Annotated in this window: 24 protein-coding genes and 1 tRNA gene; 7 read left to right on the top strand and 18 right to left on the bottom strand. The window is 48.7% G+C overall.

Going from position 1 to position 18,537, the window contains the following annotated elements; translation table 11 throughout:
- Positions 1–120: 120 nt before the first annotated feature.
- A complete protein-coding gene (locus tag FC75_RS02520; RefSeq protein WP_056989038.1) occupies positions 121–903 on the bottom strand; it encodes a tyrosine-protein phosphatase in 783 nt (260 codons plus the stop codon).
- Positions 904–1,140: 237 nt separating this feature from the next.
- Between FC75_RS02520 and FC75_RS02515 the strand changes: the two genes are divergently transcribed.
- The 4 genes from FC75_RS02515 (at position 1,141) to FC75_RS12870 (ending at position 2,975) form a co-directional block, all read left to right on the top strand.
- Complete coding sequence (locus FC75_RS02515) at positions 1,141–2,082, top strand: ribose-phosphate diphosphokinase (RefSeq protein ID WP_056989037.1); 942 nt, start codon at positions 1,141–1,143, stop codon at positions 2,080–2,082.
- A 167-nt stretch (positions 2,083–2,249) separates the two neighbouring features.
- Positions 2,250–2,322: transfer RNA gene (locus FC75_RS02510), tRNA-Lys, on the top strand.
- Between the two features lie 249 nt (positions 2,323–2,571).
- Positions 2,572–2,820 (top strand): GlsB/YeaQ/YmgE family stress response membrane protein, encoded by a 249-nt coding sequence (locus tag FC75_RS02505; RefSeq protein ID WP_056989036.1) that lies wholly within the window; start codon positions 2,572–2,574, stop codon positions 2,818–2,820.
- A 14-nt stretch (positions 2,821–2,834) separates the two neighbouring features.
- Positions 2,835–2,975: a hypothetical protein gene (locus FC75_RS12870; protein ID WP_125580446.1), complete on the top strand. Its 141-nt coding sequence runs from the start codon at positions 2,835–2,837 to the stop codon at positions 2,973–2,975.
- A gap of 495 nt (positions 2,976–3,470) precedes the next feature.
- On the opposite strand, the gene FC75_RS02500 is transcribed toward FC75_RS12870, so the two are convergent.
- From FC75_RS02500 to FC75_RS02425, 16 genes are all read right to left on the bottom strand, one after another.
- Positions 3,471–3,764 carry a head-tail connector protein gene (locus FC75_RS02500; protein ID WP_054662777.1) on the bottom strand — a complete coding sequence of 98 codons (294 nt, stop codon included), beginning with the start codon at positions 3,762–3,764 and terminating at the stop codon, positions 3,471–3,473.
- A 58-nt stretch (positions 3,765–3,822) separates the two neighbouring features.
- The gene (locus FC75_RS02495) at positions 3,823–5,364 is read right to left on the bottom strand and encodes a phage major capsid protein (RefSeq protein ID WP_056989035.1); all 1,542 of its coding nucleotides are present in this window, start codon (positions 5,362–5,364) and stop codon (positions 3,823–3,825) included.
- Positions 5,354–6,532 carry a phage portal protein gene (locus FC75_RS02490; RefSeq protein ID WP_054662774.1) on the bottom strand — a complete coding sequence of 393 codons (1,179 nt, stop codon included), beginning with the start codon at positions 6,530–6,532 and terminating at the stop codon, positions 5,354–5,356. Before FC75_RS02490 ends, FC75_RS02495 begins: the two co-directional genes overlap by 11 nt.
- A gap of 4 nt (positions 6,533–6,536) precedes the next feature.
- The gene (locus FC75_RS02485) at positions 6,537–6,716 is read right to left on the bottom strand and encodes a hypothetical protein (protein ID WP_054662771.1); all 180 of its coding nucleotides are present in this window, start codon (positions 6,714–6,716) and stop codon (positions 6,537–6,539) included.
- Complete coding sequence (locus tag FC75_RS02480; protein ID WP_056989034.1) at positions 6,682–8,385, bottom strand: terminase large subunit; 1,704 nt, start codon at positions 8,383–8,385, stop codon at positions 6,682–6,684. The genes FC75_RS02485 and FC75_RS02480 overlap by 35 nt, the downstream gene beginning before the upstream one ends.
- The gene (locus FC75_RS02475; RefSeq protein ID WP_054662768.1) at positions 8,382–8,852 is read right to left on the bottom strand and encodes a phage terminase small subunit P27 family; all 471 of its coding nucleotides are present in this window, start codon (positions 8,850–8,852) and stop codon (positions 8,382–8,384) included. Before FC75_RS02475 ends, FC75_RS02480 begins: the two co-directional genes overlap by 4 nt.
- 101 nt (positions 8,853–8,953) lie before the next feature.
- Entirely contained in the window at positions 8,954–9,391 is a 438-nt protein-coding gene (locus tag FC75_RS02470) for an HNH endonuclease signature motif containing protein (protein ID WP_054662765.1), read from the bottom strand.
- Positions 9,388–9,585: a hypothetical protein gene (locus tag FC75_RS02465; protein ID WP_054662762.1), complete on the bottom strand. Its 198-nt coding sequence runs from the start codon at positions 9,583–9,585 to the stop codon at positions 9,388–9,390. The genes FC75_RS02470 and FC75_RS02465 overlap by 4 nt, the downstream gene beginning before the upstream one ends.
- 4 nt (positions 9,586–9,589) lie before the next feature.
- On the bottom strand, positions 9,590–9,925 hold the full coding sequence (locus tag FC75_RS02460) for a phage head closure protein (protein ID WP_054662759.1): 336 nt from the start codon (positions 9,923–9,925) through the stop codon (positions 9,590–9,592).
- A gap of 13 nt (positions 9,926–9,938) precedes the next feature.
- Positions 9,939–10,280: a hypothetical protein gene (locus FC75_RS02455; protein ID WP_054662756.1), complete on the bottom strand. Its 342-nt coding sequence runs from the start codon at positions 10,278–10,280 to the stop codon at positions 9,939–9,941.
- A gap of 263 nt (positions 10,281–10,543) precedes the next feature.
- Positions 10,544–11,968 (bottom strand): virulence-associated E family protein, encoded by a 1,425-nt coding sequence (locus FC75_RS02450; RefSeq protein ID WP_082397708.1) that lies wholly within the window; start codon positions 11,966–11,968, stop codon positions 10,544–10,546.
- Positions 11,961–12,785: a bifunctional DNA primase/polymerase gene (locus FC75_RS02445; protein WP_056989033.1), complete on the bottom strand. Its 825-nt coding sequence runs from the start codon at positions 12,783–12,785 to the stop codon at positions 11,961–11,963. The genes FC75_RS02450 and FC75_RS02445 overlap by 8 nt, the downstream gene beginning before the upstream one ends.
- Entirely contained in the window at positions 12,769–13,044 is a 276-nt protein-coding gene (locus tag FC75_RS02440; protein WP_056989032.1) for a hypothetical protein, read from the bottom strand. The genes FC75_RS02445 and FC75_RS02440 overlap by 17 nt, the downstream gene beginning before the upstream one ends.
- A gap of 46 nt (positions 13,045–13,090) precedes the next feature.
- Positions 13,091–13,282: a hypothetical protein gene (locus FC75_RS02435; RefSeq protein ID WP_054662753.1), complete on the bottom strand. Its 192-nt coding sequence runs from the start codon at positions 13,280–13,282 to the stop codon at positions 13,091–13,093.
- Between the two features lie 110 nt (positions 13,283–13,392).
- Positions 13,393–13,614, bottom strand: a complete 222-nt coding sequence (locus tag FC75_RS02430) for a hypothetical protein (RefSeq protein ID WP_054662750.1) — start codon at positions 13,612–13,614, stop codon at positions 13,393–13,395.
- A gap of 70 nt (positions 13,615–13,684) precedes the next feature.
- Complete coding sequence (locus tag FC75_RS02425; RefSeq protein WP_054662747.1) at positions 13,685–13,963, bottom strand: helix-turn-helix domain-containing protein; 279 nt, start codon at positions 13,961–13,963, stop codon at positions 13,685–13,687.
- A gap of 122 nt (positions 13,964–14,085) precedes the next feature.
- Between FC75_RS02425 and FC75_RS02420 the strand changes: the two genes are divergently transcribed.
- From FC75_RS02420 to FC75_RS02410, 3 genes are all read left to right on the top strand, one after another.
- Positions 14,086–14,697, top strand: a complete 612-nt coding sequence (locus FC75_RS02420) for a helix-turn-helix transcriptional regulator (protein ID WP_054662744.1) — start codon at positions 14,086–14,088, stop codon at positions 14,695–14,697.
- 117 nt (positions 14,698–14,814) lie between these two features.
- Complete coding sequence (locus FC75_RS02415) at positions 14,815–15,972, top strand: site-specific integrase (protein WP_056989031.1); 1,158 nt, start codon at positions 14,815–14,817, stop codon at positions 15,970–15,972.
- A 1,251-nt stretch (positions 15,973–17,223) separates the two neighbouring features.
- On the top strand, positions 17,224–17,721 hold the full coding sequence (locus FC75_RS02410; protein WP_056989030.1) for a GNAT family N-acetyltransferase: 498 nt from the start codon (positions 17,224–17,226) through the stop codon (positions 17,719–17,721).
- A gap of 221 nt (positions 17,722–17,942) precedes the next feature.
- Here FC75_RS02410 and FC75_RS02405 read toward each other — a convergent pair.
- On the bottom strand, positions 17,943–18,537 hold a 595-nt coding region (locus FC75_RS02405), incomplete at its 5' end, for an LPXTG cell wall anchor domain-containing protein (RefSeq protein WP_156403560.1).

The raw sequence follows: 18,537 nt of genomic DNA, 5'->3' as shown, positions 1-18,537 counted from the left end.
ATTATCGAACGTTCAGGAGAAAATGTCAACCGGTCTATACAGATTTTCACATGAAAAAAGCGGCCCTGGTGTCACTCGCCTTAGGACCGCTTTCATTATACGTAGATGGGCGCACTTTGCCTACTGATGCGGATCGGTCAAGTACAGCTGGCGCAAATCCCTGAGATCGGTCGCCGAAAAGCCCAGCTGTTGCATGACGTAATGCGGCCAGTCGCCAAAGTCGCTATCGATCAGGTCTTTTACGGCGACGTAGCAGGAGGCCTCAGCAGCGTTCTTGTTCATGCGGTCGACCAGCTCGCTGGCGCCGGTTTTCAGCGCGGCCTGAACCTCTTCCGTTGGGGCGAAGAAAACGGCGTTGGTCAGCAGGTAGTCTTCACGAATCGTGGCCTCAGGGACGCCCAGCGCGCCTTCGATCATCATTGCGCCGATGCCGGTGCGGTCCTTGCCCGCCGCGCAGTGGAAGAGGACCGAGCGGCCGGGCTCAGGATTGCCCAGCAGCAAGCTGAACAGCTCGCGGTAAACATTATTCGCATGCGGGTCGGTGAGCATTTTCAGGTAGACCTCGGCCATCGGATCCATCCGGTGATCAAAATGCGCACGCAGGTGGCGACCAATTTTCTGGACCAGACCGTTGTTGTCGAGCGGGTACACAGAAAGATGCTTGTAGGTGACGCCTGGCGCGAGCACGTCTGGACTCATCGCGACCTCACTGTCTGAGCGGAGATCGACGACGACATTGAGTCCGTATTTACGGAGCCAGACGGCGTCTTCCGGCGTCAATTCGGACAGGCTACCGGAACGCAGGAGCTTGTGCGACGCGATGACCTTGCCATCCGCTGCCGGGTAATCGCCGAGTTCGCGCAAATTAACGCTATTTTTCAATGAAATCAAACGGTCGACCATGAATCCGCCTCCAACTTAATGCTGAATCCATTATAGTATAGTCAGCTGGAGAAGGTTCAATCGGGCTGGTGATGCAGGAGTGCAAAGGGGCAGAGAGAAGTTTCACCAAACGCTGTTTCTAAAGGGTTTACCAGCTTTTTGACCTGGTTTTCTGAAAGCGGGTGGCCTAGGAATAGCCAGAACCGCCATTTTCGCGTATAATCGGAAACGACAAGCACGCAAATAAAGGAGCGAATCATGGCAGGAATCAAACTGTTCACGCTCAACGGCAATGTGCCGCTGGCGCAAAAAATCTCACAAGAACTCGGGGTGCCGCTGGCGCCTGCGTCAGTCAAGCATTTTGCCGATGGCGAAATCGCGATCGACCTGGATGATTCTGTCCGCGGGGCGGATGTTTACGTGATCCAGCCGATTTCGGACCCGGTCAACGAGAACCTGATGGAGCTTTTGATCATGATCGATGCGCTGCGCCGGGCTTCCGCGCACGCCATTAACGTCGTCGTGCCTTACTACGGTTACGCTCGTGCGGATCGTAAGGCCCGTTCGCGTGAGCCAATCACGGCCAAGCTGGTCGCGAACCTGCTGACCATGGATGGCATCGACCGCTTTGTCGCTGTGGATCTGCACGCCGATCAGCTGCAAGGGTTCTTCGACCTGCCAGTCGATCACCTGCGCGCGATGACCCTTTTTGCCAAGTACTTCAAGAGCCTGAACCTCGGCGCCGAAAATGTGGTCGTTGTGGCGCCGGATCACAGCGGCACCAAGCACGCCCGGGCGCTGGCGGAGCTGCTCAACACGCCGATTGCCATCGTCGACAAGCGAACCGATACCGGCGAGGTGGGTGTCATCGGCCATGTGCGCGGTCAGCACACCATCATCATCGATGACATGATCGACACTGGCAAGCGCGTAATTGACGCAGCTAAGGCCCTGCGTGAAGCGGGTGCGCTTGACGTGTACGCAGCGGCCACTCACGCGGTCCTGTCGCGCGGCGCTGCCACCAAGCTGAGTAAGCTGGACCTCAAGCAAATCGTGCTGACCGACACGATCAACATGCCAGCGGAAAAACACTTGCCGAACATGAAGATCCTATCCGTGGGGCCGATGCTGGCGGAGGCCATTAAACTGATCTCCACGAACCAGTCGATCCACCCGTTGTTTGAACCCCAAAACGATTAATTAGTAAATCACGGCGTCAGGCGAATTTGCCTGGCGTTTTTGCGTGGTCTCGCACAATTATGTCCGGGTTTGACCAGTTTTTTGGACTTTTTTGGCAAAAGGTGTTGCGCCAGTAGGGCTTGCATGATAATATATTTAAGTCGTCAAGTGATGACATCCAGATTCATGGGTGGTTAGCTCAGCTGGCAGAGCAACGGACTCTTAATCCGTGGGTCCAGGGTTCGATCCCCTGACCACCCAGAATAGCGTTATCAACCAGTAGCAAACGTTGTCAAAACAGCGTCGTTACTGGTTTTTATTTTAACCAGATTGTTATTGGCTGTCATTGATTATCAATAAAAGAAAACCACGAGAAAACCACGGAGTTCATTTCTGCTTGGCAGGCGGTGGCCGTCCATTATGGGCGGCTATTTTATTATCTATTGTTGCTACTGCATGTTATACTGTGTTCGTCTATAGAGACAATATAACCAAAAAGGAGGAATTATCATGCATTTTCTTTGGGCTTTAATTGTTGGCGCAATAATCGGCGCTATTGCAGGTGCGATTACAAGCAAGGGCAAGTCTATGGGCTGGATTGCAAATATTGTTGCTGGCCTTGTCGGTTCCTCTTTAGGGGAAGCACTCCTTGGGCACTGGGGTCCTCAGTTGGCCGGAATGGCCATAATTCCATCGATAGTCGGAGCAGTTATTATTGTCGCTGTTGTATCTTTCTTTGTTGGCAGATCTAAAGACTGACGGGAGGTCGGACTATGGACGCATTAAAATCGGTTTTTAAGTTCATGGTAGCAAGCACTTTTCTTGTTGGTGGTGTCTTGGTAGCTGGTACAATTTGGGCAGCTAAGGGGATCGACAAGGCTGGAGATAAATTGCAAGATTCGATTCACGATTGATAGGTGTTCTGGCCGTCCATCATGGACGGCTATTTTTGTGCCAGTAACTGGTTCTGATATTCGTTGTCTAGTGCAGCCACGACCGTACCTCAAGGAACAGTCGTTGAAATTGTGTCAGAACGCGTCTGTCAGCGCCGTATTCAAAGTGGATTTGAGCCACTTAGGACTTTTCCAGAACTCCATTGTTCCAGGTCAATTAGATTGACCTTAAATCCTGATGGCTCTTGCCCATAACGGATTATCAGCACACAAAAAAACGGGCATTTCTGCCCGCTAGATGAAAACGGCAAGTCACGTAGTCAGCTTCCAAAGCAGAACGATCTGCCGGTGAAGTTGTCTATTTTTGTGGCTACGGAGTACAAACGCTTCGCGATGATGAGCCACGGTCTGTAAAATGCGCCACCGGTTAGCTATGCCGTGCGTCGGTTAAAACGGATCTACCCGCTTATCGCCTAGGACTGTCTTAATTATATCATAATCTATTGGTTATTGATACTATACGTCTGCTGCGAACAAGCCACGTAGCTGCTGGATCATGCTGACCACTGAATACGGTGGTTCTTGACTCGCCGTGCTGACCTCACCCCGGTTTTGATACCAGAATTCGGTCATCATCGCCACGGCGACGTCGAACTGTGAATATTCTTCCAGCTTGGCAATGTCTGCGGTGCTGTCTACCGCATTGTGGACGTAGTCTTGAGCGGCTGTAATGTAGTTTTGAATGAGTGTGTCATCAGTATCAGTCTGCACACGCAGGCTATTTTTAATGTTATCAGTAGTGACAGTCATGTGCTCATCTCCTATATAAAAATAGGGCGTACCCCAAGGTACACCCCAGACTGTTTCATTAAGCTGCTGGCTTGGTTACCGGTGTGATGTCAACAATTCGAGCAGCGTCTGGATCAACCACTTCATAGTCGTTGCGAATGACCACGGCCAGCCCTTGGCTGTAGCTGTCGAACCGTTCCCACTGGGTGTTGACCTCGTTCTTCTGGGCTAAGAAAATTGCTTGAGAAAAGTCTCCGATGATGATCCGATAGGTGCCCGCCTTATCAGTCGGCAATACTTTGTTAGCAATCACGATCACCGGTGCACCGAACAGCTGCTTGCCAGATGGTGCCGTGATAGAGGGTTGAAGCAGGTAGCGACCTTCGCTGTCCTTGAGGGTGTCAAGGTAGTTGTAGGCGTCCTGATTAACGATCACAGACAGGGACAGCGCCGGGTCCAGTTCGATGTTGAACGTCTGCTTGATGTCGTCTAAGCCGGTACCGGTGATGTGCTTGAAGTTATCGTTGGTGCCCGTCTTGCCAGTCAGAACGCTGATAATGTTGCTATTGTCCGTGTTTTGTACCAGCTTCTTGAGTTGATTCTTAACCTCGGCAACAATATCAACTTCACTGTCTTCTACCAGTTCATTAGACAGATAGATCTTGCCAGCACGGGTCGCGACTTTGTAATCGACACCGCGGAACAGGGTCGCATCGATCTCCGGAACGTCGGCGAGTTCTTCCTTGGTGGCCAGTACGCCGTTGTTGGTGAGGGCGATCGGGTAGGTGCCGACTGGGGTACCAACTTGCTTTACCGTCACGTATTTAGCCAAGTCATAGTCGGATTTCTTGAGGTTCCAGACGTCTTCAATGACTTCTTGAGGGACGACAGCACCGGCGGTGGTTGTGGTCAGGCCGTCACGTTGCTCACCCATGCTACGAATGTAGTCTTCGTAGGCCCGCGATGCGGTGTATTCTTCATTATCAATAATGGTTTTTTCAGTCATGGTTTTATCTCCTTTTTCTGGTTGTTCAGTATTAGTTTTCAGCCACTCGGTGTAGCTGCGTTTGTCCACTTGGACGTTGGTATCGTCATACGCTGGAATAGCTACCAGTGAGACGTCAAACAGGCTCTTGACTTGCTTGATGGTACGGATCACTTGGCCACTGTCGTCCTTAGTGAACGTGTCACCATCGGGTGCTGCGTTGAAAGTGAAGCTCATGGCTGACAGGTTTCCAGCTTGGACGTTCGTGTACGCATCGTTGGCGGTGGTGGTGTCGGGGAGAGTAGCTTCAAAGTGAAGTCCCTTGTCGTCTACGTCAAGTTGTAGGGTGCCGGCTTTAGTGCTGGCGAGGACCTTGCTAAAATCGTGATCAGATACCAGATAGACGTCTGACAGATCCACGCCATCGAAGGCACTAGGATCGACGACTTCCTTAAAGCCACCTAGATCCTTGCTTGGACTATTGAAGACTACGGCATAGCCGGTGAGCTTCTTGGGTGTATCATTTGGTGCGGTGCTTGGATCCTTTTGGTCTTGGCTGTCGTCTGCTGTGGTAGGATCAGCGGCAGTTAGATCAGCGTCAGGATTCAGGCGCTTTTCTACGTCATCATTGTTCATTTGACGCACTTCCTTTCTGTTTATCTTGATAAGTGACAAGGTTGCTTAGCGGCGTATAGTTCAGGCTGGCCATGATCTCATCTCCACCGGGAATTGATGGCAGGTTCAACTTAGCGCGTGCTTCATTGGTGGTCAGCAGTCCGCCTTGCAGCCCCTTAATGGCTAGTTCTTGCATCGTCGTGGGGTCAGCACTGAACAGCTTGTCTGTGTTAAAACTAAACCGGTTGTCACCCGTTGACAGCTTGGCGTCCATCTCACTAGTGAAGCAGGTGAAGTATTGCACCAGCGTGTTTTGCAGATAGACTAGGTTTGATTGCACGGCGTTAGAGTGCTCGCTCTCAATACCTAATCGATCTAGTGGTAAGCCGAACGCTTTGGCAATCTGTTTCGTTGTCCAATCGCTAGAATTGACTAGATTCAGCACGTCAGTATTAACTTCGAGTTGCTTGTAGTCCATATCATTGTCGAGAATGATGGTCTTGAGGGCATTGTCACCGCTGTTAGCAGTCTCAAACTTTGATCGGATATTCTCCTTGGCCTTGGCATCGAGCTGGGACTTGTTCACCTTGAGTATGCCAGTCCCTTGGACACCGGTATCGAAGAAGCCTTTGAGTAGCTTGTGTCCCGCATGTTGCACCCGAACTTCATCATGCAAGCTGTAAAGAGGCGATAGGCCCTTGTATCCGTCTTGTGTGAAGCACTTGAAGTGCAATACCTCGTTGGCGCTTAAACGCTGTGAGCGACCATTCTGGGGCGTATACGTGTAGCTGATAATGCCGGTCGTATCGTCTTGCTTGACCACCATTTGGCTGTTTGGAACAAACTCGAAGCCGGTGACTTGTCCGCTAGGGTTCTTAGTAACGCGTGCGAAGCTATTACCATTCAGCAGCATGTTGGCCACTAGGGCAAACTTGAACGACCATGCTGTCATGTGATCGTTAGGGGCCTTGTTGAGTAACCCGCTGATACGCTTGTCATTGTATTCAATCGGGTTAGTCGCGAGGTCGCTGGCAATCACGCGCACCGCCGTAAATACGTCCGAGTTTCGCAAAGCATGAACGCCCACATAAACGCCGCTGTCGTTGCTCGTCATGCTGACAAGGGCATCTAGGAACGGTTCGCTGTTGTCATCGCGAGGTTGTGTTGTGTCATTCGTGAAAAAGCTCATTGTTTCACCTCCCTTTGTTGAAGTTGATGATGACTGCGATGGCGATCAGGGCTGCGCCGATTGCTACCATGCCAACGCCACACCCGAACAGCCACCAGATACCAGTGACGATACAGATCATGCCTAGCAGTAATAGCACGGTCTGTGCGTTAAAAGCTGAAGTCATCGCCCGAATAAAAGTCATTGTCCGCTACCTCGCTTTCTTTGTTTTGATCCATGGCAATGGTGTAGGCATTCATCAAAGCCGCTATGGGGTCGATCCGTGTCGCATTGTGTGCCTTGTCGATGATCGGGTTGTTGTTGGCGTCATACTTTAGAATGGCGTTGTTCACCGCATAGGCCAGTAGTTGGTTGTCTGCGTGCTTTAGGAGGCCGTTAAATAGATCATCACGGAACCGCACAGTCGGTATTGACAGCGTGCGCTGGCCTTGGCGTACCTCAACCATTGGCAAGTCTCGTTTCTCAAATTCTGGCAGTAGGTAGCCGAATGACCACGGATCGTAACAGATGGCGCGCACACTCCAGTGGTTCCGCTCGATTATGTCGAGAATGAAGCGTAGCACCTCGTCATAGTCGATCATGCCGCTGTCGAGTTTGGTAATGCTGCACTCGCCGCGACTGGCGCCACTGATGTAATCGAACCCGTCACGTTTGATTTTCTCTTCCAGTCCGTACTTAGTCCCCACGAATGAATGGCTGTCAGCATACAGGTAGCCATCTTCTGGAACTAGCCATGAGATGCTGGTCAGGTCACTAGACTTGGAGAGGTCCAGCCCGATATACACGTCTTTTCCTTTGGTGTCTGGCGGCTCGATAGTAGCTTTCTCCCAGTCGTCCAGACTGATGTAGCTGTCTGCTCTAGCTGATTGCCACATGTTGAAATTCTTGACGAGGATCGGTCGCAATGTTCCTTGCTTGGCTGACAGGTCCACGTCTGCTTGCAGGCTAGGCCGCATTGTCCTTGCTCTTTCAGCATTGGCCAGTAGTGGATTGGACTTCTCCCAAGTCTCTGGTGAAAAGGCTTCGTCTTTGCTATCCTGCTCAAAAATGGCAATAAAATACCGATCAGCTTGTTCGCGACCGGTTAAGATTTTGGAAACGAATTTGTATTCCTTATACATTGGGCCGTTCATGTCTGGCCCCGTCGTTGAGATGACGGCTAGTAAACTGTTATCACTGTTGATCTGGCCAGATTTGAGTGTTCGTAGAATCTCATCGGTACGAGCTAAGGCGAATTCATCAATAATAGCCAAGTCACTTTGATAGCCATCTAGGCTGTGCAGATCAGACGCAAGCGGCACGGCTCGGCTGTTGCTCGGCAAGTCAATGATCTCGTTGCGGTTAATCTTCAAACGTTCTCGCACAGAGGTAGAAACTTTCCAAACTTGACGTAAGCCGCTAGACAACATATCGAATGCTAAGTGTGCTTGAGCGTTGCTGTTGGCTGTATAGACGATCTCTCGGTTCATGGCTGGCTTGTTCTCCCTGAGGAGATACAACGCACCTAGATCAGCCATCAGGAAGCTCTTACCATTCTTGCGTGCCATGCTGATGTAGGCTCGATCATACCGGCGGTTGCCGGTTTCCTTATCACGCCAGCCGAACAGCTCTGAAATCAACCACTTCTGAAACAGCTCTAACTTGAGTGGTGACCCATCACGTGCCGGCATCAGTTCGATGAATTCAATGGCTTTGTTGGCAAAGTCCTCATCGAAGTAATACGGCCATGGGTTCTTCTTGCGCTTGCTGGCTTTTAGGTCTCGCCGATAACGTCTTGCAGCTTGCTTGATTTTCTTGCCGGCCACGATGTCGCCGCTTATTACCTTGTCGGTATATTCAGTCGCATAGTTCATTGGGCTATCAACTCCGCGAACGGGTCGTCAGGCTTCTTCTTAGTCTCGCTCTTCACTGCTAACTTAGCCCGGCTGTAGACGGATAGACCCAGCAAGTCATCGATGCGGATCATCTGGTTCGTGGCATCTAGCTTCATCTTCACGGCCGGATTGGCTTTCACGCTATCAGTGGTTTCAACCGTCATGCCTTGCTCTTTTACAAGCTCGGCCGCTTTCTGAATGTCAGAATAGGCTTGGCAGTGACTGGCAATCAGGGCAGCGTCCAGTTCGCTCACTGGAATGTCTTTCTTGAGTAACGGCACAATACGTTGCCACTCGGTCACGGCATAGTCATCAAGCCATGCAGGGGGCTGCTCAACTAATTCTTGATAGGTAAATAATGATTCTTCCATGTCGCGCCGATCGGCGAGCTTCTTCTTGCTCATCGTGCCACGCATTTGGGTAATGGATTTAAGCGGTGCGCCCATTGCTATCGCGTCCTTTCTTTATAATTTGGATCAGACTTATCTAATCTAATTATAACACGAATTTTCTAGTTTACATAATTAATTACGGTAATCACTGATTTTCAATGGTTAATCTGGGATGCTTGGTCCCCATGACTGCATGACCTAGCCCCCATAACTAGATGGGGATAGCGTGCGGCGTCTTCGACTTTCGTCTTCACGCCATGGCAAGTGTTGCACAAGCTTTGTAGGTTGCTCTCGTCGAAGCGTCGGCTCCAGTCCACACGTATCGGTACAATATGATCTACGACGTCGGCTTGCACGTATAAGCCGTTGGCCTTGCATCGTTCACACAGCGGATGTGCTAGGCGATAGGAATACGACAGCTTGCGCCATGACTTGGACTTGTAGAATTGGAAGTAGCGACCACCGATCTCTTTGCGGTGTGCATAGCGTTCGTTGTCGGACGCTCGCGGTTCTGGCTGGTGCTTGTCACAGTACCGTTGATTGAACGGCACCATGGTGTTGCACCCAGCGTGGTTACATAGCTTCATGATCATGCCAATACGCCTGCTTGTTGCTGGTCGACATAGTAGACGCTGACTACTAGCTTGTGGTGTTCCATTTCTAGAAGTTTATTTGCTGGCTCCTGATATACCTGAATACTTTTGACCTCTACCGAATGAATCGCAAAGAATGCTGTCAGCATGCGGTTGACCTCTTTCTCTGTTCCTGCTACTTCAAATTCTTTCATAGTTCTAAGCTCCTTTGGTTGTCTTCTTGAGCGTCACAATATCGAACGCGTTCGGATCATCGTCATAGGCAATAGACTTAATTGTGTACAGTGCGCTGTTCAGCTTTATCATCATGCTGTCGTCTAGCGCGTCAGTGTGACGTACCACGATGGCGATGGTGTCCTCTAAGTCTGTGCCAGTGATCTGGTAGGTCTGTGTAACGGTGCGGTTATATGATCCATAGAACAGGGTTCCAGTCGGCTCAAATGTAGAGATGTTAATACCTGCGCCAGTCCTGTGGTTAACTGTCTTACCGATTTCAGCCACCTTGTTCAGGCGGGCAATTGAATAGTTCTTCATGTGATTAACGCTCCTAATATCTCTTATCCTTGACAAGATCAATCATGCGTTCAATTGAACTAATGGTGTCACTTGCTGAGAAACAAAGTTCATGGTATGCAATATGGCTAATGCTTCCATATGAAGATCGTGTCAATAGGTTAACGTGTGAGAATTGAAAACCATCTGATATTTCAAACGTTGGATATACTTCGATTTCATAGCCTTCACGTTGCTTAACAATGATGAACCAATCTTTTGGTGTCATGCTGCGCACTACGTAGTGTTCCTTCACAAGCGCCCCGAGTTCAGTCCACTTGTCCCGATCGTGGTTAACGTCTAAGAGTGCTGCTCTGCGATATGCTGTTTTTGTCATTTTAATTTCTCCTCGCGTATAGTTTTAAACTTGTTTGTCTTTTACGTGGTCCACGTGGTCCACCCGGGCAAACGCCGGTATATCGGCGTTTTGAGTTACAGCTTACGTGGTCCATACCCGGTCCATACCCGGTCCAGTTTATTAGCTGTAAATGGTGGACCACGCATGGACCACGTATAGCCCACGTAGGCAAAACTCGCAATCCATTGCTGTGCCTGGGATTGACCACGTGGACCACGTGGACCACGTTAGAAACTAGAAAACTATATCCGCACATACCCATGTGGCCGGTTTCCGTGGATGCGTAACCTTTGCGCTTGCCAGCCTTCCATGTTGTCCATAATGAGCTTGATCCGTTTTGCGTCAGAGTTTGTACGCCCCATCAGGTAACGATCCACTGACTTGTCAAACACCACTTCCATGATTTCTCTTGTTGTGGTTTGTTGCAGTGGTTGTAATTCACCGGCGTCTAAGTGCTGTTGTAACCAAGTAGCAACATCGCCGTTATGGTCAATATGCGTGTGAAAGAAGCTGGCTTTTAGGCTCAATGACAGCTTTTCCCAATTCGACGGTACTTTCATGTTGAGGAAGTCCTCAATGGCCTCTTTCATCGGGTCCACGGTCTCTGCTTCCTGTTGATATGGTTTCGCCAGTTGCATCAGCTTATCGTCAGCAAAGACACTCTCACCTGCATCCACCCATGTTTTGACCTCTGCCAGTACCTGATGTACATCGTGGTTGATCTTCGGCACGCTTTCTTCATTGCGCCACACCACCTTTGTGGGCTTTGTAACGCCACATCTGATAGGGAAGAAACGACGTTCACCAGTGGCGTCTTTCAAATAGTCCTGTTGATTAGTGCTACCAATGAATACACACTTGCGTAAGTGTGGGTATACGTAATGGCTATAACTGCCGCGATATGAATCAGACTGGGCGCTAATGAAACTCTTAGCTGATTCAATCTCGGTCTTTTTCATAGCGGAAAGCTCACCGAGTTCCATGACCCAGTTGCCTTGTAGTTTCTTGTAATCCTCATCGGTCTTGCCCATCGATTTCAGTGAATCGCTGAACTTCTCCGGGAATAAGTTACGAGCAGCGGTGCTCTTGCCTAGCCCTTGTTTGCCTTCGAGAATTGGAACGAGCTCAAACTTGCAACCGGGCTTGTAGACTCGTTTCACTGCACCAGCTAACCACTTGCGCGTCACGATGCGTGTATATTCGCTGTCCTCGGCACCTAGGTAGTCGATGAAGTACCGTTCAGCTCTCGGGGTGCCGTCCCATTGTTCCGTTTCGATCCAGTCTTTAACCGGGTTGATCGACTGCTCTTTGCCAATGTTGACCATCGCGTCTTGTTCGTTTTGCTTACTGAACAATATATTGTGCTTGCGTTCAATGTATGAGCGGACGATAGCATCGTCTTCATCGGTCCAGAATCCTTTGCGGATTGGTAATCCTTTTGCGCCTTTGGTCTTGATGAGTAACTCTGAGAAGTCGTCCCATGCAATCACTCCGGCAAAGCTAGGATCATGTTCTATTAGCAGTTGTAGGTTGACGACTGAATCTTTCTTGATCCCACCGTTACCGTCAACCTTGAGTTCTTCTCGCCACTTCTCTTTGCCCGAAAAGTCGACACTGACCACTTTGTCAGCTTCCTCTTTAATATCTTCTGGCATTGTTTTAACCAACGGCACGCCTCCTCTCTTCGGCTTTCAATACTGACTTGAAAATCTTGTTCACTTCGGCTTCTGGTAGTGGGCTGTCTAAGTAGCTGTCGTTAGTGGTAAACAGCAAGTTATACACTGTTACTGGGTCTGCACCCGTAAAGAACAGCTTGCCAGCAATCCTAGTTAAGAAGTCGTTGCGGTTTCCATTTCCAGTACCGGCTACCATCTCGTCGAGCAGGCGACCGGACCAGCGCTTTCCTGTGTAAGCAGCGGAACCCAGATTCGGGTTCGGATGGTTGACACGCTGAATCTCAGTAAGTAACCACTGAGGCGCGGGTGATAGCTTGGTGATCTTGTGCCCTTTAAGTGGTTGATACATGCCGTTCTCGCGAATGCTAGGAAAAACCGGCACGCCCAGCGCCGTGTAATCGAGACCGGTTTTCTCTCCAGACTTGGAGAACAGATCGGCCCGACTAGTTAGCTTGATATTCTTGGGATAGGTGAAGAACATATGAAGTCCACCGTTTGGGGTAGTTTCAATATAGGTAGACGGTATCTGGCCAGCGCGCCCATCAGCGCTTAGTTTTGCCAGCGATTCATTGCCATCAGCGGCACTCTTGTGGCCCATGTCAATGTCGAATACCAGCATGCCGTCAAGTCCTAGGCCGATATTGTAGTCCGGGTGTTCACCCCACCATGCCTCGGCTTGCTTAGGGTCCGTGGTAGCATCCTTATACCCGTGTGAGCCTTTGAGCGGTGTTCTGGTGCCTGGTGCTAGGGGATAGACGGCAAAGCCGTGTTGCTGGTATGAGAGGGCCATCTCAAGCATTGTCGGCATCGGGATCACCACCTTGCTTCATACCAGCTTCTAGCAACCGACGGCTGTCGATGATCTTGTCCATCATGCAGCTAAGTAAAGCTTCGTACGTACCACTTGAACGCGTCACTTCTAAGAGCACGCGTCCTTCATCTTTTTTGTTAATACCGCCACTTGATAAATCATACAGAGCCTGAATTTTGTCAGATAGTGCTAGGCCAATGTTGCTTGCGTCTGTTAGAATTACGTTAACTTCTCCCAAATCATTAATATCCATCATAAATTGCCTCCATTTTCCTTGACAAAAGCATCTAACTAGAGGCAAGCTAAAAAGGAATATAGATCTTTTCGCTTGTCTTCTTCTCGCCTTGAGTTGCCGCTCTTGGCGATTTTTTTGTGGCTTCAATCAGTGAGCGCTTTTCGGCTTTTTGCGCTTGCCAGTACCGATCACACTCGGCATCGGCTTGCACGTAGTCTCGCCACTGAAATCCGAACCTTGTGCTAACCATTTTCGGCATGACGATCGTCCTCCGAGAATTGAACGTAAGCACCGCAGACAGCCCCAATCAGGAATGCCATGCAGAGTGCCGGGACGGTGAGCGGGTGGCTTAGTAGCCACGCAATGAGATTAATCATCAGCGGCCTCCTCGTTTTCATACAGCTTTAGGATCTCCGATACCCGCAGCAGCTCTTTTGCAGCCGTGATTGCCAGCTCACTGTTGGGGACATACTTACCGCCAACCGTGACATTGCTGTCTTCTGTAATGGCCAGAATGTTGAGGTTAATGTCGTCCATCAAGTCTCCGAGTTCGCGGTCTAGTGCCATCTCTTCTTTACTGAATAGCTTCATGATGTTGTGCCTTCCTGACGCTCCTGCGCCTGTCATAAGTTGCTTACAATTTGCCGCCTGCCCAGCGTGATTATTTGCCGTTGTTCTTCATGTAGTTGTCGATGTCTACGGTATTGATCCGCTTAACGCCACCAACCACTTGCATCGGCAAACCTTTTCTAGTCCAAGACAACAGTGTGTTACGAGCAACACCGGCATAAACTGCTGCTTGTCCGATGTTCAACTTTTTGGATTCTTCATGCCGTGGTGCAAGCTCGCTAACCGCTTGGATCACTTCCTGATGAATACGGCCTTGTAGCTGCTTGTCGAAGTCCTCGGACAACAATAGTTCTGCTTTCATTGAAGCCATTTGAATTCGCCCCCTTTCACTCACAATATGAGAATATCATAAACTCACATATCGTGAATGTCAAATGAAATCACATGCTGTGAGTCAATGTGCTATTATCAACTTTGAAAGAAGGTGAATTCGTGGAAAATAGGCTTGCACTTTTACGTAATGAAAAGGGATTGACGCTTAAACAATTGGGGAAAATTCTTAACGTTCGAGACAACACTTTAAGCCAATACGAAACAGGAAAAAGAAACCCTCAACTTGGATTATGGGAAGAAATTGCTGATTTTTTTAATGTCTCGTTAGACTATTTATTAATGCATACTGATAAACGAGACTATTCGTTTTCCTCAACTGAAGATGTAATAGATTTGCTAACAAAGTTTCACGATAAGAAGATTTATTATGATAATTTGTCGAAAGAAACTGTTCTAGAACTGTCACTATGGCTGTTAAATCATTTAGATTTGTTCACCGATGGTCAATATAAAAATCTTCTTGACGAGGTAGATGGATTAGTTAGATATGCTTCGTCTGAGTATAAAATGCTTAATGAATACTCTAAAGAGAGAAAGAAGCGAGAAAACGTTAAGCAGCAAATAGTCGATTCTTTGGATTATGAAGAACCGTACGACGTTCTTCCAAAACAAGTATTAGAGTTCATGAGGCTTTCCGATCGAAAGGGCTGGGACGTCGCTCAAAAATATTTGGAAAAACTCGACAAAGAACCAGATCCTCCGGAGGAATAATTTATAACCAATTCGTAGTTATCGTGGCCGATAACTCGGCCGCCACCTTTTACTCGAATTTGAGTAAAACTCTCCAATCTAACACCGCCTGCCCAGCGTGACGGATAGGAGAAGAATATGGCATCAATTAAAAAGTACGCAACGAAAGACGGCAAAGAGTTCTGGCGCGTTCAGGTCTTTGCTGGTAATGATCCACAGACTGGCCACAAGAAGTACAAGGTGCGGCGAGGGTTCAAGACAAAAAGAGAAGCCACTGTTGCAGCAGCTAGACTTGAACTAGCAATCAGCAACGGTGACTTAGAAGAAGAAAAGCCAACACCCGTGTTCTTTCGGGATGTATATGAGGAGTGGTATGGAAACTATATTAATACGGTAAGAGAATCTACGTGGGCCCGAACGGCTGGCATGTTTGACAACCATATTCTACCGGCATTTGGTGATAAGCGGATCGCCACTATAACCACTAAGGACGTTCAGAAGGCTGTCAAACAGTGGTTCGAGTTCACGTCAGCGAACTATAAGCGTTGGTATAACTATGTTTCATCGGTTATGGACTATGCAGTTCGGCAAGGGTACATGGACAAGAATCCAGCCAAAGCCGTTGTGCTACCGCACCATGACGATCTAGCGGGTGATGAGCCTGAGAACTTCTGGACTAAGGAACAGATGAATCATTTCTTTTCTTGCATTGACCAAGCAGCTCACTTCGACATTTTCGTCATGTTTAGGGTATTAGCCTATACCGGTGTTCGACGTGGTGAGTTACTAGCGTTGACTTGGAACGATGTCAGTTTCAAAGACAACAGCGTGAAGGTCAACAAGACACTGACGCAAGGCGATAAGGGACGGCAAATAGTTCAGGCGCCAAAGACGCGAGCGGGGCGGCGTACAATTCCGGTAGACAACCAAACGATTGCGTACTTGAAGCGATGGCGCAGAATTCAGCAGAAATCGTTCTTAAGACTGGGCATCAATACTATTGGGCCTGACCAGTTGTTGTTTACCAATACTAAAAACGGTTATCAGTCATTGAACACGCCCTCAAAGCGTCTGCATAAAATTCAAGATGATAATGACCTCACCCCAAGGATCACTATCCACGGGTTTCGGCACAGTTTTATATCAAACTTGTTGATTGCCGGCGTTCCTGTCACTTCGGTACAGAAGTTGGTCGGGCACACTGATCCGACTATTACGCTTGGCGTGTATGCTCATGTCAGCGCGAAACAAGAATCGGAGGCCACTGCTGCACTTGCCAAATATATGCAAAATTGAATTAGAAAACCACAGAGAAAACCACGGGAGTTTTAAGGCTGGTTGGTAACAGCTCTAGGGTGCATGGTTAAGGCGTTTCATGTGAAACAGTTACGTTTCCCCTGACCACCCAGAAAGCAACATTATCGTGGTGCATGTGGCTATATAAAGCCCGGTGCACCGCGTTTTTATTTCGCGGAAAGTTACCGAGATACAGCGGGCTATTCAAAAGAGCGACTCTTGCGATTTTTAGAATGAAAATCCGATTAGCGAGCGGGGATGCGCGGCCTTTCACAGGTCACGCGTTTTTTGTTTAGATAATTATTGAGTCCTAGAATCCCCCCAGGTCGCGTTTTCTGGGCTTATTTGTGGGATAGCGGAGCTAGGGAGTTCATTCCGACTACGCGCTACCTAAGAGATAAATGGGTGCTCATTGCTACGAGTGCAGGTTATTGCAGGTAGGATCATGCGCGGGTGTCAGATTTTTACAGGTTTCTGAAGCGTACACCCTCTCGCGCGAGTGATCTAGGATTATTCCGGATATCGGGACCATACGACCGGATCCCCGTCTGAGGTTAATCGCATTTCTGCAGACAGGGGAGCGAGCTAAACTCCCTAATTAATTGATACTGCATTGATTGTGAACGCGGTGTACAATTCGGTATGAAGCGGTTACTACGGCAATAGGGGCGCCTACGATGAAAATAAAGTTTAACCCAAAATTTTACAAAGGCTTGCCCTTTTGGTGTCTCATTGTGTCTGTTCTAATGTCGCATGTTGTCCATACGGGGTTTATATCACTGATTTTATGGTTGGGGACAGTCGCCACTATGTTTAAATTAGAACGAACCAGTAAGCAGTAACTCAGTGCCCAACTATCCAAAAATTCTGAAATATGTCGTCTTCTTGAGTGCGTGGCTATGTTTGTGCTTCTGCCTAATCACCGTAGGGCGGGCCTATTATGCGCTGTGGTATGGTAAACCATGCCAAATTGATCAGGGAGAGCTTCTGAGCGACTCTTACGAGCGTTATAACGGGTTGTAATTCGGTTTCCCAACGCTTAGCTAAGAGATGTCACATCATTGAAACTAGTTGGAATGATGCGTCGAGGATTTACACCACAAGTGCAACAAATTAACTAAATAGAAAAGTCCATCGCTTTAGTCTTTGTAGAATGGAATCACCACAACAAGGAGAACTCGACTATGAGCCTGCACAATCATCCTGCCTTAACGGAAGATTTGTCTGGTTATTCGAAAAGGGGAGTTGTTGATGAGAAGATTATCATACCGATCCGTGAGACCCGATGACTATCCTGTGATGGCGGCTTGGTACAGGGATCCCCGGGTGATGGCGCCGGTGGGTTTTCCCGAGGGGATAAGTAAAACCACTGATCAGATTGCCGCAACGGTCGCACGCGATATGGCGCGGCCAGGCGCCGGGTGGGATATCATCCTACTCGACGATCGGCCAATCGGTGAATTCATTTACAGTATGAAAACTTCGGATGCGTTGACGTTTGATATCACGATTGGGGATTTCAGTTGCCAGCAAAATGGCTTTGGTAGCCAAGTACTGCGCGAGCATCTGCCCATAGTGGCGCGTGCACAGGGCGCGAAACATGTGGTGATTGAAGTTGATGCAGCAAATGAGGTCGCACTGCATGTTTATGCCAAGGTGAGCTTTAAGCAAGATCCTCACCAGGCGGTATCCTGGCGTGATAGTCGTGGTCAGATACATGAAGCAGTTGCTCTAGTGTTAAGCCTGTGAGCCTTGCTGATTATTTCAATCATATTCGACTTGTATGTGATGCGTTAAGCAGATTGTGATAAGCGATTGTTCAGCGCAATCTTCGCCGGACGGGGTAGCTAAATTGTAAAAGTAGTAGTTTAAAGTTGCGCCAAACGAAAACCTCATCCCATAAAAATGGAATGAGGCTATTGGTGTAAGAAGAAAATGTAAGGGGAGTTAAAATTTTGCGTTTCTAGTGTTTAGATGTGCTTGCGCTGATTTCCAGCCATGCCAAACAATGCCCCAAGGACTGATAATGCGCCAACACTAGCCGCAACCACATTGTTGGTGCTACCAGTTTGTGGCAATGTCTTTCTGATTGGTTTACTCATTGCTACCGTTTTCTGGGGTTGCTTTTTTGTGATTGAAGCTGGTGCGTCAGTTTTGGTAGGAGCTTTAACTAGCGCCCACCCATTATCGTCATAGCCTGCCTGGCGGAGCTGATCCTTTGTGACAAAAAGGGGGTCGCCAACAACTGTACGAGTCTTAACTAAGGGTAAACCATTGGCATCAAACCCGGCTTGTTTTAATTCATCAATTGTAATGGATTCTGGCGTACCTACTTGAGTTTTATTAAACGAGTACTTATCCGACAGTGCTTGGGCTTCCTGCTTTTTAAATTCATTAAAAGTGGTGTTGGCCTGATCTTGCCGCTGTTGAGCTAGAGCTGCCGCCGTGGCGTTCATTACTTTGTTTCTATCCGTTACGCCTTGCTCGTATCCCTTGGTGAAAGCCTGATTTTTCAGTGCTGTGGCAGTAGGGGACTTGCCCTGGCGACCGATGGCGTAACCGTCT

Origin of the sequence: Lacticaseibacillus camelliae DSM 22697 = JCM 13995 (genome assembly GCF_001436615.1) — a bacterium.
Lineage (GTDB): Bacteria > Bacillota > Bacilli > Lactobacillales > Lactobacillaceae > Lacticaseibacillus > Lacticaseibacillus camelliae.
Note: the sequence above shows the minus strand (reverse complement) of the source record. Positions and strands in the feature narration are given on the sequence as shown.